We start from the raw sequence: 23,605 nt of genomic DNA, 5'->3' as shown, positions 1-23,605 counted from the left end.
ACAGAGTCCGCGTTACAATCGTCCGGCTCTCCTCTCCGCGGCAGATGGGCCGTGCCCGGCAGGGGTGAGGTTCCGTTGTGCGCGGCTTTCGGCTTCGTAAATGCGCAGGCCCAGGTCGCGCATAAAGGGGAAGCCAATGGCATTGTACTCGTACTTATCGTCGTTGAGCACGCCGTCGGCGTTCACATAAATCACGGCGCTGAGGAGGAATTCCACGCCTTTTTCGGCGTCCACGATGTAGGCGTTGTCGATGAGAAAGCCGTAGGCCTGCCCAATTTTATTGAACACGCGCACACCCGGCGGCAAGGGAGCAATGCCGCCGCCGCCCAGCAAAAACTTGGCGTAGGTATCCGGGTAATGGGCCACGTCGTAGCGCGGGTGGTGGCTTTCGCGGGGCAGCTGCGACATGACCTGGCGCAGGAGTGCGTAGTCTTCGGGGGCGAGGAGGAGGCGCTGCGCGGACGGTACCGATTCCGGAAACAGCACCGCCCGGAGCAGGCGCTGCAGGTCCGGCAGGGAAAACGCATTCTTCTGGCGGAAGTCCAGCGGGCCCGGTAGCTGCTGGTCCCCTTTCATGTACGCTTGCCCAATTTGTTCGCCGTGCAGCCCGGCCCGGGGCCATGGGCCGGCGTAGAACGCGGCCGGCTGCTGGTAGAGCAGCTGCGTGGCCGCGGTGTCGGCATAGAAAGCCACGGGGTTGGTGTGGCGGCTGGCGGGCTCCTGGTCGCCCACCGAGAGGCGGTGCAGCAGCCGGCTGTGGCGCAGGCCCAGCCGGGCCAGGCCCGCGTTCAGTTCAGCTGGCCCCACAAATTCATAGAGCCGATTGAAGGCATCATTATCGCTCACCAACAAAGCCTTGCGAACGTAGTTGGCCACGCTGGGCCGGCCGGTGGCCGAGGAAGTATCGCGCCGCACCCGCGTCTGGCCCGGGTAGGCCGAGTCCGTGAGCATCACCGATTCGGCCGTGAGGCCGGATACCTGGGCAGCCAGCGCGCGCAGCTTTTCCAGGGCCAGTGCGGCGGCGGCAAGCTTGATGGCGCTGGCCGGGTAGAAGTACTCGCGGGGCCGCAGCCGGTAGCTGGAGCTACGAAAATGCGGCCGGCCCGCCGCATCGCGCCGAATGCGGGTGTACAGTATTTGTAGTCGGTAAGCTTCGGGATGGGCCAGCACGCGGGCCAGCCCCACGGTGTCGTGGCGCAGCACTTGGCGCAGGGGATTGCCCGGAAATTGGGCTGCGCTAAGCCGGGGCCAAGCCAGCAATAGCAGCAACAGTAGCGCCGTGGCTCTCACGGCTGCGTCCACGTTTGGGTCATGCTTCAAAGATAGCCGGACGGCATGGGGTCTGGGAACGTCATATTTAGAATATCCCATTTATATTGAGCAAATTAATACACCTTATTAGGCCTCTGCTGCACACCGGCCTGTTCACCTCCTGCTTTCTGCTCCATGAAAACACTTCTTCACACTCTGCTGGCCTTCTCGGCTGGCCTTTGCCAGCTTGTGGCGGCCCCGGCCCAGGCCCAAACCTTTCCCAACAGTAGCCTCGATACCTGGGCCAGCCGCAACGGCGTGGAAGCCCCTACCAACTGGCAAACTACCGACGACGTAGTTGCCGCAGTGTTGGGCACGCGCATCCCCACCAATACCGTGACCAAAACAACCACTGTGCACGGGGGACCTTTTGCCGCCCAGCTTCAGACCCAAAGTGTTCTGGGCCAAGCCATCCAGGGCTCCATCATTTTGGGCAACTCTATTCATGGCGGCGCCGATTTAGCAGGTGGCCTGCCTTTCACGGCCCGCCCCACCAGCATTCAGTTCTACTACCAGCTCAGCGGCGCCCGCGCCCTGACTGATTCGGCCGCGATGGGGGTGCAGCTCACCCGCCGGGTAAATGGCGTGGCCCAGGTGGTGGCGCAAGCCGAGTACCTGTTCACCTCCCTGGCGGGCAACTATACCTTGGTCACATTGCCCATGCAGTACCTGTCGGCCCTCGCACCCGATTCGGTATCGATGATATTTCTCTCCGGCACGGCCAAAACAATAACTGCTGGCACCATCCTGCGCATCGATGACATTGCCTTCGCCGGCGGGGCCACGGCCACCCGCGACGCGGCCCTGGCTGCCGCCCTCAGCGTCTCGCCCAACCCCAGCCCCGACGGGCGCTACACGCTCCACGCCACCGAGCCGGCGCTGCTGGCAGGCCCCCTCACCGTGCTCGACGCCTCCGGCCGCGTGGTGCGCCACGAAGCCGCCGCGAGCCCAGCCACCACCCGTCGCCTCGACCTAGACGACCTGGCCCGCGGCCTATACACACTGCAAGTGTTCACGGGCAAAGGCTTAATTACCAAGAAGCTGGTAGTGCAATAGCTAGCGCGTTGGGCTGAAACTGCCGTTGGTTTCCCCTTATAGTTTAGCCCAATAAGTAGTAGCCTAAGCACCTTACTTGGGCGAGGATGCAACGAATCCGCCACGGCACCGGTCAGGCCCGTGAACCACGGCTTTCTACTTTCGCTGCCATGCGCCTTCGCTTCGCTGTTTTGCTGACCCTCGTGCTGGGGATTACCGCTGGCTGTAGCCACGATTCCGACCCGGCACCGGTCGTGTGGAAAGTCCTGCCCTACGGGGCACCACAGCTCACCAGCTTTTCGGCGGTGCGTTTTGCCTCTGCGCAGGTGGGCTGGATAATCGGTGGGTACGTGCCGGACCAGCTCAATAGCAGTACCCTGCTCACCACGCGGGACGGGGGCGCCACCTGGGCGCGCGTCAAGATGTTGCCCTTCACCCTCAACGGGTTCCGAGCCTTGTTTCCCGTGAGCGAACAAGTGGTTTTCGCCGTGGGCGTAGACCCGGCGGCCGTGTCCCCCACCCTGCCTGGGCCGGTGGGGCCCGCTAATGGCCGCGCCGTATACAAGAGCACCGACGGCGGCACCACCTGGCAAAAACTGCCCGGCACCGGCTTTGCCGACAGCTTTCAGCTCCACTTCTTCGACGAACAAAACGGGCTTTCCTTTAAAAACCAGACCATCCAGCGCACCACCGACGGCGGCAATTCCTGGCAAACGGTATTTGCCCCGGCCTCCGGCAACTGGGACCGGGTGCAGTTTCCCACTCCCGCCGTGGGCTACGCGGCCGGGGGCGGCATCTCCGGCGGCTTTGTGGTGGGCCCCTTGCTCAGCACGGGCAGCCTGGCCAAAACCACCGACCAGGGCGCCACCTGGCAGGCGCTGCCCTGGCCCCACCAATACATCAGCTCGCTATCTTTTGTGAGCGCCACAGTAGGCTTTGCGGCCACTTATCCCGACCAGCACCTCTACAAAACCCAGGATGGCGGCAACACCTGGGCCTTGGTAAACAGCCAATTGCCGGCTTCTGGCAATGGGCAATTCCTGAGCGAGCAGGAGGGCTATTTTGCCGACGGCCAGTCTATTCAGCGCACCACCGACGGTGGGAAAACCTGGCATGAGGAATTCCACACCACGCCCGACTCCCAGTATCCCGCTACCATCAATAGCCTGCACTTCCCTACCGCCGCGGCCGGCTTTGCTGTTTCGGCCGATGGGCAGATAATCCGGGGCACGCGCTAGCTCCTCTATTGGCAAATAAGAAGCCCCGTTGCCGCAGACTGAAACTGCGGCAACGGGGCTTTTTCAGCAATCCTGACAACCTGCTCTTGAGTTACCCACCCGGAACGGATGGGTCAATAAGCAGCAGCTTAAGAAGGCATTTTAAATCCATCGAACCGGTAGCACAAGCCAGCTCCGATGCCGAAGGTGAACGGCTTGGAACCGTCCGAAGAGCCTTTCTCTACGCCCCGAATGGCAGTGCCTTCCACCATAATATCGAGACGGGGGATAATCCGGAATCCGGCACTCAAACCGCCGGTGACATACAGGTGCTGGGTAGGCAAATCAAAGTGTACGTCGTTTTGTACTTGTCCTCCCACCGTGTAGATGACATCGCTCTTATACCGGTGAAATAGCAGCGTGGGGCCCAGCAATGCATCTATATACAGCCGGTGGGTGGGCTGCCGAGCCAGCCGAAAGCGGAGAAAAATCGGCACGGCCGAATCGAACATTTCCGTTCGACCAATATAGGTAACCGGCTGATTTGCCTGGTTTGTGTAGCTAGCGTTAATACTGGACTCTAGGTAGGTGCGGCGCAAAAAGCCTGCTTGCACAGCCAGGTGTGGGGTAAGCTGGTAGCCGGCAAACACATAAAGCGGCTTTACAATGGCCTCCTGCACCGAGTAGCCAGTATTTACCACCCGGTATAGTTGGGCGGCCGCCTGAGCTCCGACATAATACCGGTATTGATGCTGCCATTTGGTTTTTTGCGTGCTGGGCTGGGCCGGCAAAGCCACCGCCGATTGGGCTGGAACGGGAGCATCTTGTGCCCGGCACCTCGAGCCCAAATTGCCGGTCAGCACCAGGGCTCCAAGGAGAAACCGCATTTTAAAATTCATAGTGGGCGATATAAGAGGTGACTGGTTTCTCCAGACTCTCACTTATCGGCAGCTATATCATTTTATTGCATTACAACCAATAAATTACAGGCTGACCCAGTGGCTGCTAACCCCGTGCCAGCGGGAAACTGCAAACGCCCCGCCGGATTCAAATGAAAGACATTTAAATCCGGCGGGGCGCTATATCAAGTTCAGCGCTTTAAACCAGCGGCACTTTGGGCGCTACCGGTGGCACTACTACCGGGGCGGCAGCAGGCGGCACTGCGTTCACGCGCACCTCGCCGAAGCTGACGGGCACAACCACGCTGGGCAGGACGAGGCCCGTTTCCAGCGTGGCTTCGGTGGCTTCTGCGGCTTCGCCATTCACGGAGAATACCGTGAGGGCGAGCGGCAAGCCGTGCAGCACCACGCGGTAGGTGGCGTAGCTGGGCTGGTAGCTGCCTTCAATCTCCTGGGTGAGCACCAGCTCCGTTTCGGAACCCGTGACGGTGAAGCGGCGCAGGGTTTTGTGGCCGTCCTCGTAGGCATAGCCTTCGCCACCGTCGTCGTAGTGCACGCTGTCGGCGGTGCCGTTTTTGTAGTAGACGTGCAGCGTGAGTTCCTCAATGGCGCGTTCGCCCACGTACTGCAGCACGGGCTGCATGGGCAGCACGGCGCCGGCCTTCACAAACAGCGGAATGCGGGTGAGGTCGGCGGTGGCCCATACCTCGCTGCCGCCCGCCGTGGGGGCGTCGGTCCAGTAGTAGAACCAGTCGCCGCGGGGCAGGTACATCCAGCGGCCTTCGGCGCCGGGCTGGGTGATGGGGCACACCAGCAGGTTGTCGCCGAGGCCGAATTCGGCCATGCGCAGGTAGGTTTCGGTGTCGTTCTGGTCGAGGAAGGTGAGCGGGCGCAGCATGGGCGTGCCGTGCGTGGCGTACTGCCAGAACGTGGTGTACATGTAGGGCAGTAGGCGGTAGCGCAGCTCAATAAAGTGCCGGGCCAGGCTCGTAAACGGCTCGCCGAAGCTCCAGGGCTCCTGGTCGCCGTGGTCGCCGGATGAGTGGGTACGGAAGAACGGGTGGAAGGCGCCCAGCGCAATCCAGCGGGCGTAGAGCTCGCCGGTGGGCGTGTCCACAAAGCCGCCGATGTCGGAGCCGATGAAGCTGAAGCCCGAGATGCTCAGGCGCTGGCACTGGATGTTGGCCAGCCAGAGGTGTTCCCAGGAGGCAATGTTGTCGCCGGTCCAGCCCGAAGAGTAGCGCTGGCCACCCGAGTAGGTACTGCGCGTGATGGTGAACGGCCGGTTGGGGTAGCTGAACTGCTTCATGCCCTGGGCCGTGGCGCGGGCCATTTGCATGCCGTAGATGTTGTGGGCTTTCTGGTGCGAGGCGTGGTGGCCGTCGTAGTTGAAGCGCACATCGGGTGGGAAGGTGCCTTTTTCGAACACCGCCGGCTCGTTCATGTCGTTCCACACGCCCTTCACGCCGATGTCCTGCACCAGCTCCTTGAACAGGCCGGCCCACCACTCGCGCACGTCGGGGTTTGTGAAGTCGGGGAAGTTGCACAGGCCGGGCCACACCGAGCCCTTCATCAGCGGGCCGTCGGCGCGGCGGCAGAAGTAGTCGTTGGCGATGCCTTCCTGGTACACGGGGTACTCGGGGTCAATCTTGATGCCCGGGTCGATGATGACCACCAGTTTGAAGCCGTCTTCGGCCAGCTCTTCCACCATGCGCTTGGGCTCGGGGAAGTGCTCCTTGCTCCAGGTGAAGCAGCGGTAGCCCTCCATGTAGTCGATGTCGAGGTAGATGGCATCGCAGGGTATCTGGCGCTCGCGCAAGCCGGTGGTGATTTCTTTCACGTTGGCCTCCGGGAAGTAGCTCCACTTGCACTGGTGGTAGCCCAGGGTCCAGAGCGGGGGCAGCTCGGGCGGGCAGGTGAGCAGGGTGTACTCCTCGGTCACTTCCATGAGCGTGGGGCCGTAGATGAAGTAGTAGTTCATCTCGCCGCCCTGGGCCCAGAAGCTGGTCACGTCGGCGCGCTCGGCCGCGAAGTCGAAGCTGGCCTTGAAGGTGTTGTCGAAGAAAATGCCGTGGGCAATTTTCTGGTGCAGCACGTGGTAGAACGGGATGTTCTTGTAGAGCGGGTCGCTGCCTTTGGTGTAGCCGTAGGTGTCGGAGCCCCAGTTGGTGAAGCGCTTGCCGCGCAGGTTCATGTTGTCGGGCTTGTCGCCGAGGCCGTAGTAGTGCACGCCGGCGGGCACGTGCTTGCTCATCTTCACGATGTCGTTGCCGGTGTCGTAGTCGTACTCCCAGTGGAAGCCCTTCTCGTCGTCGCTCAGGATGGAGCCGGAGCGGTCGAGCACGCGGGTTTTGAGGTTCTCCTTCTGCACGATGCAGATGAGGCGCTCGGTGGTGATGCGGTAATGGTCGGTCTTCTCCTTGAACTCCAGGAACTCGGGCGCCGGGCGCTGGCGGCCGTCGGTGGGCAGGGCGTAAGAAAAGTCGGGAACCAGCGGGCCGTCGGTGAGGTAACGGAAGCGCAGGATTTTGTCGCTGAGCACATACAGCATCAGGCGCACCCCGTTTTGGCAGTTGAAAAGGAAACGGTTGCCTTCGAGTTGTTCGGCGCGAATGACTTCGCCGGGATAATGTTCCTGGTGGCTTTGGGCCGCCAGGTCGTTCACCATGTAATTGTTTTCTTGTATCGTGGTATCCATAAATTTATTCTAAGCAAAAGGCAAGTTCAATCGCAAAACCGGGCAAAAAAAGACCGGCGAGGCCGGTTCTGCGAGTGTTGAGTACGCAAGTTACTTTTCAGTGGCCGGGTCCTCACGATTTTTTAGCTAATATGTGGCCCGGTTGACGTAGCATTGAGGATTGTTTGGCTGCTGCACCGCCGCGGGCGCCTCAGCCGGCCGGACTTTGCCTCACATCCTTGCTTTTCATGACCCCGCCCGAATTTTCTGTACTGCTGCTGGCCTGGGACGATGCCGACCCGAGTGTGGATGTGCTTGGCGGGAAGGCCCTGCCCCCCACCCTGCCGCTGGTGTACCAGCTGGCCGCCCAGCAGCCCGTGCTGGCCGTGTACCCGCACCTGCCCGCCGCAGATGAACGGTACGACGAGCCCATCAACCCCCAGCCCAAGGCCCCGGCTACTACCCCTGTGGCCAGCCCAACAAAGGATTCCGGCGATGCAGCCGCAACTGATGCGGCCGATGAAACTGAAGACGAAACAGATGCCTTGAGCACGGATGCCTCCGGGCCCGGCGTGCGGCTGCTGGCCGGTCCAGCCGCTGGTTCGCAGGCTGCTAGTGACTTGGCGGTACCCGCGTTGCAGTCGCGCATCATTGGGCTGGAAGACCTGGCAGCCGCCAGCTACCACCCGTCGCCAGAAATTGCAGCAGCTCTTGAAGCTGTGCCTACCAGTCAGCCCAATGCCCGCTCGCGCAGCCAATGGCCCACCGGCGTGAACGCGCCGCAGTTTCACCAGAGGCAGGAGCCGGTGGCGCCTTACGTTGGCAGCTCCACGAGTGCTGCTTCGCAAGGACTGCTCGTGCCCAACCCGGTGGCGGGCGCCTCCCAATCGGTGCGCGAGGCGGCCGACCTGGCGTACCGGGCCGCGCTCCCGCCGGCTGCGGTTACGCCTCCCCCGAGCAAACTGCAGCCCAACATAGAACCCGAAGCGGAAGACACAAACTTCGACCCTGACCCGGAGCTGCCGACCCTTCTGGATGGCAATGCCTTTACCGAAGCCGTGGAAGAAACCGGCCCTTTTGAGGCCGCGGCACTCTCAGCCCCCGAAGACGATATCACGCTGGAGGCGTTGGAATTCAGCCCAGTCGTTGAGCTATCCGCCTCCCCTGCTTTTGAGCCCGAACCGGAGGCTGCTGCGCCGGTCCCCCGGACCCCAGCATTCGACGGGCTCAATTTCCGCATGATTCAGTACGCCCGGCGTTCGGCGCAGCTGGTGCGCGGGCGCTCCGATTTTGGGGTCATTTATGCGCCCAACTGGCCAGCCTGGCTGGCGGCGCTCGAAATCCGCAACAGCACGGGCCAGCCGCTGGTGCTGTACGTGGCCAGCCTGGCCATCGACTTTAGCAGCCCCGGCGACCGCGGCTGGCTCCTGGAAGTAGAGCGGATGACGCTGCGCCGGGCCCGCATCATCTTGGTGCCGACCGAAGACCTGCGGCAGCAGCTGCAGCTGCAGTATGGCAGCACCATTGGGGAGGTGCGCGTGGTGGCCGCCGCCGATGAGGATGGGGTGCAGGACGTGCTGTGCGAAGTGGCATTTGGGTAAGCCCCGGCGTGCCGGCCGGCGCCGCAATGGTTTACTTTGCCCCAGCAAGTCTCCATAACCCAGTCCCATTAGCCGCTATGCAACCCGAATACGAATTTGAAGCCATTCTAGAAGCTGGCGAAGACCACGGCGGCGTATTCGTTGTCGTGCCCTTCAACGTGGCCGAGGTGTACGGCACGCGCGGCCGGGTTCCCGTGCAGGCCACGTTCGACAACTACCCCTACCAGGGCAGCATCGTCCCCATCGGCGACGGCCACCACGCCCTGCTCCTGCTCAAGCAGATTCGCCGCGCCATCGACAAAACCGTGGGCGACACGGTGCGCGTCACGCTGTCGCGCGACGTGACCGAGCGCAAAATGGAAGCCCCCGCCGACCTGGCCGAAAAGCTGGCCACCAACCCCAAAGCCGCCGCCTACTTTGCCAAGCTGGCCTACACCCATCAGCGCGAGTTTGTGCGCTGGCTCGAAGGCGCTAAAAAGCCCGAAACCCGCACCCGCCGCCTGGAAGAAACGGTGGAGCTGCTGACGCAGGGCCGCAAGCGCGGGTAATTTCCTAGAACGGTCAAGAAGTGCGAAGCACCTCGCTCGCGGCACTACTTCAATCAGCCATCAATAATCGCCTGTCATGCAGAGCGCAGCGAAGCATCTTATCGCCGCTGCACAACTTGCTCAGGCGTGATAAGATGCTTGGCTACGCCGACCTACGGTTCGCTGCGCTCTGCATGACAGACGGCATGACAGCCGACATTATAAGAGGCGCGGCAAGCAAATCAGCCGCCCCGCACCATACTCAGCTTTCACTCATCTGATTCTATGAAAAAAGGATACCTCCTTCTGTTCCTTGTGTTTAGTGCGCTGCTTTCTGGTTTGGCCAGTGCCCAATCCGTTTCCATCGAGCGCGTGAACCCGACCAACTGGTGGGTGGGCATGAAAAATCCAAACGTGCAGCTGCTCATCCACGGTCCCGGCGCGGGCACGCTGACGTACACCATCGCATACCCCGGCGTGAAGCTGGTGAAGAGCAGCACCGTTGAGAACTCCAACTACGCCTTTCTGGACCTTAGCATCTCGGCCAGCACCAAGCCCGGCCGGCTGCAGATTGTGGGCAAAAAAGCCGGCCAGACCGTGACCCAAAGCTGGGAGCTGCGGGCCCGCGACAAATCGCCCAAAGCGCAAGGCGTGACGGCAGCCGATTTCATCTACCTGGCCATGCCCGACCGGTTTGCCAACGGCGACACCACCAACGACAAGTTTGCCAGCATGCGCGACCCGAACATGGACCGCGCCAACCCCTTCCTCCGCCACGGCGGCGACCTGGCCGGGGCCGCCAAGCGCATTCCCTACCTCAAAGACCTGGGCGTGACCGCCATCTGGTTTACGCCCCTCATCGAAAACAACCAGCCGCTCACCAACGAAGGCGGCACCATGCGCGCCTCCTACCACGGCTACGGCTTCACCGACCAGTACAACATCGACAAGCGCTTTGGGGGCAACGCGGCCTACAAAGCCTACGTGCAGCAGGCCCACGCCGCCGGCCTGAAAGTGGTGCAGGATGCCGTGTACAACCACGTGGGCAACACCCACTGGATACTGCAGGACCTGCCCATGAAAAGCTGGCTGCACCAGTGGCCCACCTACACCAACACCAGCTACCGCTACCAGTCCATCACGGACCCGCACGGCGCCCAGATTGACCGCAAAATCACGCTCGATGGCTGGTTTGTGCCCTTCCTGCCCGACCTCAACCAGAGCAACCCCTACGTGGCCAACTACCTGATTGAAAACGCCATCTGGTGCGTCGAGAACTTCGGCATCGATGCCTGGCGCATCGACACGTACATGTACAACGACCAGCCGTTTATGAACCGCTGCAACGCGGCGCTGCTGGCCGAGTACCCGCGCATCCACATTTTCGGCGAGTCGTCGGTGAACAACGTGGTGGACCAGAGCTACTACACCCGCAACACCATCGGCTTTCCCTTCAAGTCGAACCAGCCCGGCGGGCTCGATTTCGTGCTCGAAAGCGCCATGCTCGACGCTCTGAAGCAGCCCATCAGCTACGACGGCGGGGTGCAGCGCTTCTACCAGACCCTGGCCCAGGACGCCGTGTACCAGGACCCCACCAAGCTGGTGACCTTCCTCGACAACCACGACCACGACCGGTACCTCTCCGTGATTGGCGACGACCTGGCCAAGTACAAAATGGGGCTGACCTGGCTGCTCACCACCCGCGGCATCCCGAGCATGTACTACGGCACCGAAATCCTGATGAAGAATTTCAAGGACCCCACCGATGCCGAAGTGCGCCGCGATTTCCCGGGTGGCTGGCCCGGCGACAAGGAGGATAAGTTCACCGCCGCCGGCCGCAACGCCCGCGAAAACGAAGCCTTCGACTTTGTGAAAAAGCTGGCCACCTACCGCCGCGACCACCCGGTACTGCACAACGGCAAGCTCATGCAGTTTCTGCCCGAAAACGGCCTCTACGTGTACTTCCGCTACGACGCCACCGGCACCGTGATGGTGGCGTCCAACACCTCCGACAAACCGGCCACGCTGCCCACCGCCCGCTTCGCCGAGCGCACCCGTGGCTTCACCAAAGCCCGCAACGTGCTCACCGGCGAGAACCTGGCCAGTATAACTTCGCTCCAGCTCCCGGCCAAAACTGCCGTGGTACTGGAGCTGCAGAAGTAGCCGAGTCGCACTGGGCTGGGCTAAATACAGCCAGCCCGAAGCACCCAAAGCAGGCCAGAAATTTTCCAACTGTATCTGCTGAAGCTAGGCGACTCTTCGCTATTAAGCTAGCTCAATTTTCTTGAGACAGGTTGCCCTTGTGAATTACACGGCAGCATTCACAGGCAAGCCAATGCAGAAAGTCGTGCCTTCGCCTTCCTGCGACTCCATGGTGAGCGTGCCGCCGTGGCCCTGGGCGATGATGTCGTGGCTCAAGGAGAGCCCCAAGCCGGTGCCTTCGCCCGTGGGCTTGGTGGTGAAAAAGGGCTGGAAGATTTTCTGCTTGACGCTTTCGGGCATCCCCGTGCCGTTATCGGTGACTTGAATCTGGACTTGCTGGTTCAGCATGATGGTGCGCACGCCGACTTGTGGTTGGTAGCCCGGCTCGCCCGCTTGCTGGCGCTGGCGCACGGCGTAGAAGGCATTGGTAAACAAGTTGAGCAACACGCGTCCTACATCCGCCCCTACCACGGTTACTGGCGGCAGGTCGGCTAAGAAGTAGGTGCTGAGGGTGGCGTTGAAGGTTTTGTCCTTGGCCCGCAGGCCTTGGTAAGCCAAGCGCATATACTCGTCGGCGAGGCGGTTCAGGTCTGTGGGCTGGCGTTCGCCGGCGCTGATTTGGCTGTGCTCGAGCATGCCCTTGACGATGCTGGCCGCACGTTTTCCGTGCTGGGTAATTTTGGCCATGTTCTGCCGCAGGTCCTCCATCATTTCGGCTTCCAGTTCGGCGTCGCGTTCCGGCCGGGCTTGTTCCTCAGCCAGCTCGTCGAGCAATTCTGCGCTTACTTCGGAAAAGTTGTTGACGAAGTTGAGCGGGTTCTGAATCTCGTGGGCAATGCCGGCCGTGAGCTCCCCCAGCGAGGCCATCTTTTCGCGCTGCACCAGCTGGGCCTGCGTGGTGCGCAGCTCCGTCAGGGACGTGTTGAGCTGGTCGCGTTGGGCTTGCAAATCCTGCTTCTGGTCGATGACCAAGTGCTTGAGGCGTTCGGAGCGGCGGAAGGCGTAGTAGAGCACGGCGGCCAGCGCCACTAGCAAGGCGGCCCCGGCCAGCACGGCCCACAGCACCCGGCGCTGCTGCCGGGCCTGGGCCGCTTCGCGCAGCTGGGTGTCGCGTAGCTGCGCGATGCGCGCGGTCTGGGCCCGGTCGGCTTTCTCGTACTCGAAGTTGGCCACGTGCAGGGCGCCTTGGGTCCTTTCCAGCGTGTCGGCCAGTGCGGCGGCAGTCCGGTAATAGCCGGTGGCCAAGCCGGCTTGCCCGCGCTGGTCGAAGAAGCGGGCCAGTTCCCGCGCATACACCAGGCGCAGCGATACCCGGTTGTTGTGCTGGGCTTTATCATAAGCGGCCCGCCACGCGGTTTCGGCGCGGGCCCAATTGCCGCGGGCCGCGTAGTAGCGTGCCCGGGTCGCGTCCAGCTCGAAATTGCCGTGGGTGGTAAACAAGTGTATCTGGAGCGAGTCGCCCAGGCGCTGCGCCTGGGCCAGCAGTGGCCCGGCCTTGGCCCCGCGGCGGGCGTCGAGTAGTACCTCGCTTTTGAGCACCAACCCGCAGGCGCGTTCTAGCAGATTCCATTCCTTGCGGGCGGCAACGGTATCGTTGGCCGGAAGGGACACCAGGGCCAGATTGGCGTAGCGCAGCGCAGCGGCGGGGTTGCCCAGCTGGCGGTAGGCCTGGGCCATGCCCCGGTAGGTGTAGCCCACTGCCAGCAGTTTGTCTTGCCGGGGCAGGCCCTCGTGCACGTGCAGCGCCTGGCGCAGGTAGTGCAGCGCCAGGGCCGAGTTGCCCCATTCGGCGTAATAGCTGCCGGCCACTTTCAGCTCGTTCTCCTCCTGAAATCGGTTAAAGGTGTGCTCCAGCTCGGCAGCGCGCAGGTAGTGGCTGATGCCCTGGTTATAGTCGCCTTTGCGTAGGTAATACCCGCCAATCTTCACGTGGCAAGCGGCCATGTTTTCCCGGGCCCCGCGGGTGCTGTACTGCGCCAGCTTGGCTTGAAAGTAAGCAAGCCGCGCCTCCGGCTGCTTGAGTTTGTTAAACAGGTCGCCTACCTCATACAGGGGGCCCACGACAGCCAAATGCGAGCGGGCGGCCACCTTAATCATAGCCCGCAGGGTATCGAGCAAGCGCGCGGGTGCCACGCCGGCCGAATCCATTTTGGCGTAGTTCTCCCAAAGGCGAAAAGCGTCAGCTTCGGGCCGCCGGAGCCGGCGCGCCAGCCGCTCCGTTTCTCGGATCAGTTGTCTGACCTCGGTATCCGTCCGAGTGTCGCCGATGTCGTTCAGATGCAACAGGGTACGTAGGCGGGCAGTGTCGGTGTGCTGCCCGGCCAAGACCCGACGAAGCGAATCCGGGTCGGCTTCCCAGTACCGCCGCGGTCGCGTTTGAGCTGCCAGCGGACCAACCGACAGGAAGAGCAGCAAAAGCACGCTGAATAACAGCCCAGCCCGTTTCAGCCGGCGCAGCAAATAGTTTGACATAGCAACTTGAGAATTAAACGGGCAGGGTGATGGTGAATGCGGTACCCTTTCCCTCCTGGCTTTCGACAGCTATCGAGCCGCCGTGGCCCTGGGCAATGATGTCGTGGCTCAAGGACAGGCCCAAGCCCGTACCCTCACCCGTGGGCTTGGTGGTGAAAAAGGGCTGGAAGATTTTGGGTTGCACGGCCGCCGGAATGCCCATGCCGTTATCCGTGACCTGGATTTGCACCTGTTGGTTCAGCATGATGGTGCGCACGCCCACTTGCGGTTGGTAGCCCGGCTCGCCCAGCTGCTGGCGCTGGCGCACGGCGTAAAAGGCGTTGGTGAACAAGTTGAGCAGCACCCGGCCCACGTCCGTGCCCACCACTTCGACCAAGGGCAGCGTAGCCCCAAAGTCGGTGGTGAGTTCGGCGTTAAAGGATTTGTCCTTGGCGCGTAGGCCTTGGTAAGCCAGGCGCAGGTACTCGTCGGTGAGCTGGTTGAGGTCGGTGGGCCGGCGCTCGCCGGCGCGGGTCTGGCTGTGCTCGAGCATGCCTTTGACAATGCTGGCGGCCCGCCTTCCGTGGTGGCCAATTTTGCCCAGGTTCTGCGCCAGGTCACCAGCCAGGGCCGCTACTTCGGCCGAATCGTTGGCGGCGAGGGCTTCCTGGAGCTCGGTCACCAGCTCGGCGCTCACTTCCGAGAAGTTGTTGACGAAGTTGAGCGGGTTCTGGATTTCGTGGGCAATGCCGGCCGTGAGCTCGCCCAGGCTGGCCATTTTTTCGCTTTGAATGAGCTGGGTCTGGGTGGCGCGCAGCTCCGTGAGCGCCTGGGTGGTTTGGTCGCGCTGGCTTTGCAGCAGGGCGTAGGCCCGCTGCTGCTGGCGGCTGCCGCGCAAGAGCACAAACACCAGTCCGCCGATTAGCGCTAGCACCACCAGCACGGCCCCGAGTACCCAGCGCTGCCGCCGGGCCCGGGTAGCGGCCTGCTGCTGCGCCTGGTCCAGTTGCGTGATGCGGGCCTGTTGGGCGCGGCCTGCCTGCTCAATTTCGTAGCGGGCCACGTGCAGGGAGCCCTCGGCGGCCTTCAGGGTATCGGCCAGCCCCACGGCGGCCAGCGCGTACTGCGCGGCCTGCTTCGACTGCCCGTGCCCTTGGTAGAACAGTGCCAGCTCGCGCAGGTACTTCAGCCGCAGCGGCGTCACCCGGCTTTCCAGGGCCTTGTGGTAGGCGGTGCGCCATGCAGTTTCGGCACGGGCCGCATCGCCACGGGCGGCATAATACCGGGCCCAGGTCGCGTCCAGCTCAAAGTCGCCGGCGGTGGTCGTAATGGGCATCTGCAGTGAGTCGGCCGAGTGCTGGGCCGATTGCAGCAGCGGCAGCACTTCGGAGTTGCGGTGCAGAGCTAGTAGCGTCTCCCCTTTCAGCACCAACCCATAGGCTTTTTCCGCAGCAGCGGAGGCCGTATCGACAGAAGCGACGGTCAGAGCCTGCTCGATGGCCTGCAGCGCGGCGGGGTAGCGTTGCTGGCGCAGGTACAGAAGGGTTAGATTGCGGTACAAGTACATTTTATTAGACTCGTCACCCTTTGTAAATGCGGCCAGGGCTTCTTTCAGGTAAGGCAAGGCTTTGGCATCGTTGCCCCATTCCGCGTAATAGCTGCCCAGCACCAACTCTTCGTTGTAGTAATTTTTGAGGTTGAAAGTGCGGTACAGCTCCGCCGACCGCAGGTAGTACCCGATGGCCTGGTTGTAGTCGGCCCGGTACACGTAGTAGCCGCCCAGCCCGTGGTAGCAGGCGGCCATGTTCTCCACCGCGCCGCGCTTTTGGTAGTAGGCCAGCTTAGTTGTGTAATACTTAAACCTGGCTTCCTGCTTGTTGAGCGCGTTATACAAAACCCGCACACTGCTCAGCGCATAAGGCACCGGGCGGCCCAGTTGGTCGAAGACATCGATAGCTGCCTGCAGGCTGTCGAGAGCGAGGCCGATGCGGTTGGCTTTATCGAGCCGGCTTACTGCCCACAGCAGGCGGTAGGCCCGCTGCTCGGGGCGGTGCAGGCGCGCGCTCAGGGTTGTGGCTTCTTCAACTTCTTTTGAGCCCGGTTCTAAATCAGCCATATGCATCAAGGTGCGCAGCCGGGCCGTGTCGGCGCGCTGCCCGGCCAGCACCCGGCGCAAGGAGTCAACGTTAGCATCCCAGTAGCAGTAGCGGGTCGAAGACTGGGCCATGACAGAGCCGCTGCCCAGCAGCAACGAGAGCAAAAACAAGCGGGTGAGGCAACGTTGCGTAAAAAGCGACATATACTATTAAGCGGGTAGGGAAATAATGAAACTAGTGCCCTGGCCTTCGTGGCTCTCCACGCTGAGCGTGCCGCCGTGGCCCTGGGTGATGATGTCGTAGCTGAGCGACAGGCCCAGGCCGGTGCCTTCGCCTGTGGGCTTGGTGGTGAAGAAAGGCTGGAATATTTTGGCCTGCACGGCGTTGCTCATGCCCGTCCCATTGTCTTGCACACGGATTTCAACCCGTTGCTTGGCTAGGCGCGTGCGCACCTCCACGGTGGGCCGGTGCCCGGCCACGCCCAGCTGCTGGCGCTGGTGCACGGCGTAGAAGGCGTTGGCGAACAAGTTGAGCAGCACCCGACCCAGGTCGGCGCCCACCACCTCGACCAACGGCAGGTCGGCGGCAAAGTCCGTAATCAGTTCGGCGTTGAAGGATTTGTCTTTGGCGCGCAGGCCCTGGTAGGCCAGGCGCAGGTATTCCTGGCACAAGGCGTTCAGGTCCGTTGGGGCGCGCTCCCCGGTGCTGGTGCGGCTGTGCTCGAGCATGCCTTTGACAATGGCCGCCGCCCGTTTGCCGTGTTCGATGATCTTGCTCAAGTTCTGAGCGACGTCGCGCGCCAGTTCGGCGGCCTCGGCCGTGTCACTGGCTGCCAGCGCCTCCTGGAGCTCCTCTACCAGTTCGGTGCTCACCTCGGAGAAGTTGTTGACGAAGTTGAGCGGGTTCTGAATCTCGTGGGCAATGCCCGCGGTGAGCTCCCCCAGGCTGGCCATCTTCTCTTTCTGAATCAACTGGGCCTGGGTGGCGCGCAGCTCCGTGAGGGAGCGTTGCAGCTCGCCCGTGCGCTGGGCGACTTGCGTTTCCAGCGTCTCGTTTTGCGCCGCCAGCAGCGCTTGTTTCTCCTGTTCCTGGGCCAGAGTTTGGGCCGAGAGCGTTTCCACTTCCCCCAGCTTGACTTGCAGCAGCTGCGCATCGAGGGCAAATTCGCGGGCCAGAAACAGCGAGATGGCCAGCGCCGGCGGCAGAAACATGAGGGGATACATGAGCGCGCTTACCAGAGAAGAGTACATCGTCGCGCTGGTCACGATGGCGATGAACCCGAGCACGGCCAGCAGCGCCGCCGCGAAGCCCACCCCGATGATGGCCGCGCCGCCCCGGCGCTGGCGCAAGGCCCGGCCCGTCAGGCGCAGCTGCTCGGCCGTCGCGAGCACGATGGCCATCATGAAGCCGAAAAACGCGCCGTTCTGAAAGCCGTGGTGCACCACCTCCACCACGGAGTAGGCCAGCAGGGCGCCGCAACACACGCACAGGCCGGCGTAAAGCCAGCCGGGCCGAAAGCCGAACAACGCATACAGCGCCCGGGCGGCCCATAAGCCGCTCGACACCAGCAGCAGCCATGTTAGCAGCTCGAAGGCCAGGCGCTCGACCGGCGAGGAGAAGGGCACGGCTGGAGTGGAGTAGACGCCCAGCGCACCCAGGCTCAGTGCGCCCGTGTAGAGGGCGAAGTACAGGTTGGCGCGCCGCGCCGGGTTGTAGTAGAAGAACGCCAGGTGCAGGAGCATAAGCAGCCCAACCACACTCCCCAGTGCCAAAAAGACGGGCCCGGCGGCCGCTTGTTCGGCGGTGGCCTTCCGCCGTTGGGCCGTGCCCTGCAGCCGCGCGCTAAACACCAGCGCCTCGTCGAGGCTCTGGTGCAGCAGCGGGTGGTGCCAGGGGGCAAAGCGCACGGCCAGCACGTGGCCCGCGCGGCCGGTGGCGGGCAGCTCCAGCGGTTCGGGCGGATGGGGATTGACGCGCACCCGGTGGGGGGCGGGGTCCAGGGTGCCCTGGCGCTGCAGCCGTTGCCCGTCGAGGTACAGCTCCCAGGCGCCGTTGCCGGTGGTTTGCAGCAGCAGGGCGCGCAGGCGCAGGCTATCGCCGAGCTGAAAACGCAGCCGGAGCCAGCCGAGGCCCGTGTGCAGGCGCGTCGGCAGTTCGCGCCGGGGGCGGGTGGGATTCAGGGTATCCCAGCGGCTATCATCGAAGTCAGGCCGGGCCCAGGTGGGGTCGTCGCCGGCGTGGTAGCGCCAACCTTGGGTGAGCAGCAGGCCGTCGGCGGGCAGGCGGGTGATAGGCTGTACGGCGGTATCGGCCGGCAGCGGAGCGGCCCCGGCGGGCAGGGCCAGTAGCCAACCGGCCACCAGCAAGAAAAAGTAGCGCATAGCAACGAGGGGTACCACCAAGCAAGCGCTACTCGTGGTTGGAATTAATCCGTGGGAAAGTTGAGCTTTAAAGCAGCAAGCTACTGACAAACCCAGTTCTTTCTTTATTTATTTTCTCTGATAATCACCATAGCACCAGCGGCTTTTGAGAATACTTTAGCTCAACTGCCAAAGTGCAGGCCACGCACATGCCCAAAGGGCCTGGAGCCGCAATCAATGTTCAGCCCAATTTGGCCTGCGTCGGGGTTACGGTGCAGGGCCAAGCACAAACTAGTGGCATGAGCAGGGGCTTAATCGTCGCAAGCCTGCTGCGCCGCGTGCAGTCTGATAATCCTTCCGCCTGTTAGCTCAACGTGACATAAAAAAAGGTGGCCCCTCGCAGGGCCACCTTTTATCACTCCGCAATGCGGCCAGGTTTTTCCGCCTGCCAAGCGGGTTGCTACTAGACCAAATCGAAACGGCCCAGATTCATCAGCTTGCTCCACACCGCCACAAAGTCCTTCACGAACTTCTCCTGCGCATCCGAGCAACCGTAAACTTCGGCCAGGGCCCGCAGCTCCGAATTTGACCCAAAAATCAGGTCCACGCGGGTGCCGGTCCATTTTACGGTGCCGGTCTTGCGGTCACGGCCGTTGAAGGTGTTTTGCGCATCCGACGTGGAACTCCAGGTGGTGCCAATATCGAGCAGGTTCACGAAGTAGTCGTTGGTGAGGGCACCCGGGCGGCTGGTGAAGACGCCGTGCTGCGACTGGTCGAAGTTGATGTTGATGGCCCGCAGGCCGCCGAACAACACCGTCAGCTCCGGCGCATTCAGGGTCAGGAGTTGGGCTTTGTCGACCAGCATTTCCTCAGCCGCGGCCCTGTGATGCGGCTTCAGGTAGTTGCGGAAGCCGTCGGCCGCCGGCTCCAGCGCCGCAAACGACATGACATCGGTTTGCGCCTGCGAGGCATCGGCGCGGCCCGGGGTGAAGGGCACCGTCACTTGCTGCCCGGCATTCTGCGCCGCCTGCTCGATGCCAACTCCGCCCGCCAGCACAATCAGGTCGGCCAGGGAAACCTGCTTGCCGCCGTTTTGGGCACTGTTGAATTCCCGTTGAATGCCTTCGAGCGTTTGCAGCACCTGCGCCAGTTGGGCTGGGTTGTTTACTTCCCAATTGCGCTGCGGGGCCAGGCGCAGGCGCCCGCCGTTGGTGCCGCCCCGTTTGTCGGAATCGCGGTAGGTAGACGCGGACGCCCAGGCCGTGGATACCAGCTGGTACACCGACAGGCCGGAAGCCTGAATTTTGCCTTTCAGAGCCGCCACATCCTGGTCGTCAATTACCTGATAGGTAACGGCCGGAATCGGGTCTTGCCAGAGCAGCTCTTCGGTGGGCACTTCCGGACCCAGGTACCGCTCTTTGGGGCCCATGTCGCGGTGCGTCAGCTTAAACCAGGCCCGGGAGAAGGCATCGGCAAACTCCGCCGGGTTCTGGTGGAAGCGGCGGGAAATGACTTCATACGCCGGGTCCGCCCGCAGGGCGATGTCGGTGGTGAGCATGAAGGGCGCATGCTTCTTGGCCGGGTCGTGGGCATCGGGAATGGTGCCGGCGCCGCCGCCATTCACGGGCCGCCACTGCTTTGCGCCGCCGGGGCTGGTGGTCAGCTCCCATTCGAAGCCGAACAGGTTATCGAAGTAGTCGGTGCTCCACTGGGCGGGCGTGCTGGTCCAGGCCCCCTCCAGGCCGCTGGTAATGGTGTCGCTGCCGTGGCCTTGGCCAAAGCTGTTGCGCCAGCCCAGGCCCATTTCTTCCAGGCTAGCCCCGGCGGGCTCCTTGCCCACGTACTCGCCGGGGTCGGCGGCGCCGTGGGTTTTGCCGAAGGTATGGCCACCGGCAATCAGCGCCACCGTTTCTTCGTCGTTCATGGCCATGCGGCCGAAAGTTTCGCGGATGTCGCGGGCCGACCGCACCGGGTCGGGCTCGCCGTTCGGCCCTTCCGGGTTCACGTAGATGAGGCCCATCTGCACCGCGGCGAGCGGGTTGTCCAGCTCGCGGTCCTCGGTGTAGCGCTTGTCGCCCAGCCACTCGGTTTCCGGGCCCCAGTAAATGTCCTGCTCGGGTTCCCACACATCGTCGCGCCCGCCGCCGAAGCCGAAGGGCTTGAGGTTCATCGACTCTAGGGCGCAGTTACCGGCGAGCACTATCAGGTCGGCCCAGGAAATCTTCTGGCCGTACTTCTGTTTGATGGGCCACAGCAGCAAGCGGGCCTTGTCGAGGTTGGCATTGTCGGGCCAGCTGTTAAGCGGCGCAAAGCGCTGGGCACCGGAGCCACTGCCGCCCCGGCCATCGCCGATGCGGTAGGTGCCGGCGCTGTGCCAGGCCATCCGCACGAAGAACGGGCCGTAATGCCCGTAGTCGGCTGGCCACCAGTCCTGCGAATCCGTCATCAGCGCAAACAGGTCTTGCTTCACGGCCGCCAGGTCCAGCTTCTTGAACTCCTCGGCGTAGTCGAAATCCTTGCCCAATGGGTTGGACAGGTCCGCGTGCTGGCGCAGGATGCTTAGCTTGAGCAAATTGGGCCACCATTCGCGGTTGGTGCGGCCACCGCCGGCGCTCTGTTTCAGCGCGCCACTGCTAAACGGGCATTGGGCCGCGGGCTCGTTCAGCTCGTAAAGGATAGAGTTTTCCGGGGGTGGGGTACTTTGGGTATTATGCATCTTGAAATGGATGTTTACTTCGTCCAACTACAAGATTCATCTCCCTGAAAAGTTTGCGCTTTTGCTTGTAAAACTGCGCAGTAATTCATCACACGGTTGGGGTCGCATTCAAGAGGCTGCTTTGGTGCCTTATCGGCCGCTTCTGCCAGCGCGGTGGTGGTAATTCGACAAGTAGGCCCAACATGAAATACGACTTGCTGGAGACGCTTTTAAAACATGAAGCCGCTTCCAGCATGGGTGTGCAGGCTGGAAGCAGCAACGCGGGTACCCGGACGCGGAAATGACCAAGCTACTGCCTCTGCGGGTCCATACCTTTGCGGGATGGAGTTTCAGAAAAAGAAATACAGCTTTCGCGGCATGGACGGCTACGCTGGGTTCCGCCACGGCAAAGAGTACGAACTGGAGTTGGGCATGAGCGAGGCCGACGACGAGCGCCCGGCAGAGGTTGTCATTGTCAACCCCGTGTCGAAAGCGTGGATGTACTGCAGCAAGCAGGAGTTCAGCGAGCGCTGGCAAAAAGGATAAGGCGCACCGGCAACTCTTCTTTGAGGGCCCTTAGTGGTACGGCGCTTGGTTCACTTCAAATGTGGGAGGGCGGAAAGCCCATTTTACTGAAAACGAGCTGGCTACCTGGTCAGCTCGTTTCGTGTCTGCCGTGCCCAATAGGCAAAATAAGCCTAGCGCAAAGGCAGGCATTTTGCGGGCTTGTAAAACGGGCTGGAAGCTGGGGCGGGTTTGCCTGCCCAACCATAGCTAGCCTGACTGGACGGCTCGCTCGGTTTTAAAAGGCCCACGAGCGACCCAAGGAAGCGTTTCAGCGAGAGAGTTTTTAACGCTGTGGCAAGCGTCAGGGCAATAAGAATTATATATCCCTGTTGTCTTGACAATAGTTTAACTTTCTATTGTGCCAAGTGCTGATGAAACGGCTCCCTCTATGGTTGCTTGCCTGCGGTGGGCTGCTCCCTGCCTTTGCCCACGCCCAGCAACAGTTTGCGGTGGGCCCGAGAGTGGGGATGAACATGGGCACCTTTCACAACTTGAACGGCTTCGGCCCGCGCTATTCTTATAAAGCCGGCTTGGAAACCGGAGTGATGGCCGCCTGTGAACACCGGCATTTCGCGGTGCAACCCGCGGTGCTCTTTTCCCAAAAGGGATACATCTCGCACGCCGACGCGGTACTCTCGGGCAGTGGGAAATCGGTTCCAAACTTCAAAGAAGAGGTGCGCTTGAATTATGTCGCACTGGCCGTAAACCTAGCCTATGCCCCCGCGCATTCGGGCCAGGGATTCCAGGTGTTTGTCGGCCCCTACCTGGGGGCCCTGGTGGGCGGCCATCGCGTCGTGGATGACCTAATGGCATATCCGCAGCCAGTAGAAATTCGGACCCGGGTAGCAGGCGGCGGGCAGCCCTACCCCTTGGTTGACCGCACTTATTATTCCCAACGGCTCGATGCCGGGGTACAAGTCGGGTTGGGCTACCGGGCCGGCCCCCTGCTGGTGCAGGCCGGCTACAGTTGGGGTCTGCGCAACCTTACCCCTCCCGTGGTTGATGAGAACAACAACATCATCGCCCCCAGCGGCTTTCCCAGCTATTCCCGAGCGTTCCAAGCCTCATGTGCCTACCTGTGGAGCCGCAACGCCCAGTCAACGCCGTAATAGAAGCCAGTTCCGCTGCCGCTGGCCGCAGTCTAAGCGAAGCGACGACTGCGCGCCGTCCGTAAAAGCGAGTTTGCAACTCGCCTCACAAGCGGCGCTAAAACAACCGCTCAACCTCCAACACTGCCTCCAGTCCCGCATAAAACGAAGCGCTAGAATACACATAATCTTCGGCCCGGTAGCAAATCCCCGCTCGCACCGGGTTCTGGTGAATGTAGTGCAGCTTCTGCTGCGCAACAGCATCGCTGAGCAGCTCAATGCTATGGCTGGGCTGCTGCCAAAACTGAATGTGGGTGTTGCGCTGATTGAAGGCACCAGCGTTCTCAAATAGTCATTTCAGCCAGAAGCGGCGGCTTTCCTGCGGGTTGGCGTGCAGGTTTTCGAAGATGCGCTTGGCGGTATATTTTTTGAAGTCCCGCATGATGTCCGACAGGTTAACGTCATCGGCAGCCCGGGCAATCAGATGCAGGTGGTTGCTCATCAGGCAATACGCAAACAGCTCCAGTCCCTTAGCCTTCTGGCAATGCCGCAGGCTGTCAATGATGATGTCTTTATAGAGCGGACGGGTAAAGACATCGGCCCATTCCACAACAGTGCAAGTGATGAAGTACAAGCCCTGCTGGTTGCGGATGGGGTAGGCCACGGAATGTATTCAGTTGAAGAGAGGTAGAAAAGTGTGTTTGGGACGCTTTTTGGGCTCTGAGTTGGCGGGCGGTGAGCTGGCAACTGTCTAAGCGAAGCGACGACAGTATGCCTTGGGTAAGGCGAGTTTGCAACTTATTGAGGTGGTCTAGCTAAGCCGGACACAATTGGGACGTTGTTTGAAGATGGGTTTCGAAGTGGTTGGGTGAGCAGTAG

The 23,605-nt window shown here is 62.0% G+C and carries 15 protein-coding genes; 7 read left to right on the top strand and 8 right to left on the bottom strand.

The genetic code is table 11. The annotated features are described in order from the left end of the window. Positions 1–12: 12 nt before the first annotated feature. On the bottom strand, positions 13–1,320 hold the full coding sequence (locus LJ738_RS14195; RefSeq protein WP_227787083.1) for a serine hydrolase: 1,308 nt from the start codon (positions 1,318–1,320) through the stop codon (positions 13–15). Positions 1,321–1,446: 126 nt separating this feature from the next. On the opposite strand from LJ738_RS14195, the gene LJ738_RS14190 reads away from it, so the two are divergent. Continuing rightward, entirely contained in the window at positions 1,447–2,367 is a 921-nt protein-coding gene (locus tag LJ738_RS14190) for a T9SS type A sorting domain-containing protein (protein ID WP_227787082.1), read from the top strand. Positions 2,368–2,516: 149 nt separating this feature from the next. After that, entirely contained in the window at positions 2,517–3,584 is a 1,068-nt protein-coding gene (locus LJ738_RS14185) for a WD40/YVTN/BNR-like repeat-containing protein (protein ID WP_227787081.1), read from the top strand. Positions 3,585–3,712: 128 nt separating this feature from the next. Here LJ738_RS14185 and LJ738_RS14180 read toward each other — a convergent pair whose 3' ends face one another. Together LJ738_RS14180 and LJ738_RS14175 are read right to left on the bottom strand one after the other, a co-directional pair. Continuing rightward, positions 3,713–4,450 carry a porin family protein gene (locus LJ738_RS14180; RefSeq protein ID WP_227787080.1) on the bottom strand — a complete coding sequence of 246 codons (738 nt, stop codon included), beginning with the start codon at positions 4,448–4,450 and terminating at the stop codon, positions 3,713–3,715. 211 nt (positions 4,451–4,661) lie between these two features. Further along, a complete protein-coding gene (locus tag LJ738_RS14175) occupies positions 4,662–7,160 on the bottom strand; it encodes a glycoside hydrolase family 31 protein (RefSeq protein ID WP_227787079.1) in 2,499 nt (832 codons plus the stop codon). A gap of 227 nt (positions 7,161–7,387) precedes the next feature. Here LJ738_RS14175 and LJ738_RS14170 point away from each other — a divergent pair, with 227 nt between their 5' ends. The 3 genes from LJ738_RS14170 (at position 7,388) to LJ738_RS14160 (ending at position 11,430) form a co-directional block, all read left to right on the top strand. Further along, positions 7,388–8,740 carry a glycosyltransferase gene (locus LJ738_RS14170; RefSeq protein ID WP_227787078.1) on the top strand — a complete coding sequence of 451 codons (1,353 nt, stop codon included), beginning with the start codon at positions 7,388–7,390 and terminating at the stop codon, positions 8,738–8,740. Positions 8,741–8,817: 77 nt separating this feature from the next. Beyond that, positions 8,818–9,288, top strand: coding sequence for a YdeI/OmpD-associated family protein (locus LJ738_RS14165; RefSeq protein WP_227787077.1), 471 nt, complete (start codon positions 8,818–8,820; stop codon positions 9,286–9,288). A gap of 264 nt (positions 9,289–9,552) precedes the next feature. Continuing rightward, the gene (locus tag LJ738_RS14160) at positions 9,553–11,430 is read left to right on the top strand and encodes a glycoside hydrolase family 13 protein (protein WP_227787076.1); all 1,878 of its coding nucleotides are present in this window, start codon (positions 9,553–9,555) and stop codon (positions 11,428–11,430) included. A 144-nt stretch (positions 11,431–11,574) separates the two neighbouring features. Here LJ738_RS14160 and LJ738_RS14155 read toward each other — a convergent pair whose 3' ends face one another. The 4 genes from LJ738_RS14155 to katG all read right to left on the bottom strand — a co-directional run bounded on the left by LJ738_RS14155 (position 11,575) and on the right by katG (position 21,092). Next, entirely contained in the window at positions 11,575–13,941 is a 2,367-nt protein-coding gene (locus LJ738_RS14155) for an ATP-binding protein (protein WP_227787075.1), read from the bottom strand. A 13-nt stretch (positions 13,942–13,954) separates the two neighbouring features. Next, a complete protein-coding gene (locus LJ738_RS14150; protein ID WP_227787074.1) occupies positions 13,955–16,219 on the bottom strand; it encodes a tetratricopeptide repeat-containing sensor histidine kinase in 2,265 nt (754 codons plus the stop codon). A 6-nt stretch (positions 16,220–16,225) separates the two neighbouring features. Further along, positions 16,226–18,397, bottom strand: coding sequence for a sensor histidine kinase (locus tag LJ738_RS21515; protein WP_302717651.1), 2,172 nt, complete (start codon positions 18,395–18,397; stop codon positions 16,226–16,228). Positions 18,398–18,839: 442 nt separating this feature from the next. Further along, positions 18,840–21,092 (bottom strand): catalase/peroxidase HPI, encoded by a 2,253-nt coding sequence (gene katG / locus LJ738_RS14140; RefSeq protein ID WP_227787073.1) that lies wholly within the window; start codon positions 21,090–21,092, stop codon positions 18,840–18,842. A 321-nt stretch (positions 21,093–21,413) separates the two neighbouring features. Here katG and LJ738_RS14135 point away from each other — a divergent pair, with 321 nt between their 5' ends. After that, positions 21,414–21,617: a hypothetical protein gene (locus LJ738_RS14135; protein WP_227787072.1), complete on the top strand. Its 204-nt coding sequence runs from the start codon at positions 21,414–21,416 to the stop codon at positions 21,615–21,617. A gap of 392 nt (positions 21,618–22,009) precedes the next feature. After that, a complete protein-coding gene (locus LJ738_RS14130; protein ID WP_227787071.1) occupies positions 22,010–22,747 on the top strand; it encodes a porin family protein in 738 nt (245 codons plus the stop codon). Positions 22,748–23,078: 331 nt separating this feature from the next. On the opposite strand, the gene LJ738_RS14125 is transcribed toward LJ738_RS14130, so the two are convergent. After that, positions 23,079–23,390 carry a transposase gene (locus LJ738_RS14125; protein WP_227787070.1) on the bottom strand — a complete coding sequence of 104 codons (312 nt, stop codon included), beginning with the start codon at positions 23,388–23,390 and terminating at the stop codon, positions 23,079–23,081. Positions 23,391–23,605 lie beyond the last annotated feature (215 nt).

This window comes from Hymenobacter plasmatis (assembly GCF_020711255.1).
In the GTDB taxonomy this organism is placed as follows: Bacteria; Bacteroidota; Bacteroidia; order Cytophagales; family Hymenobacteraceae; genus Hymenobacter.
This window is presented reverse-complemented; position numbering and strand designations above follow the sequence as displayed.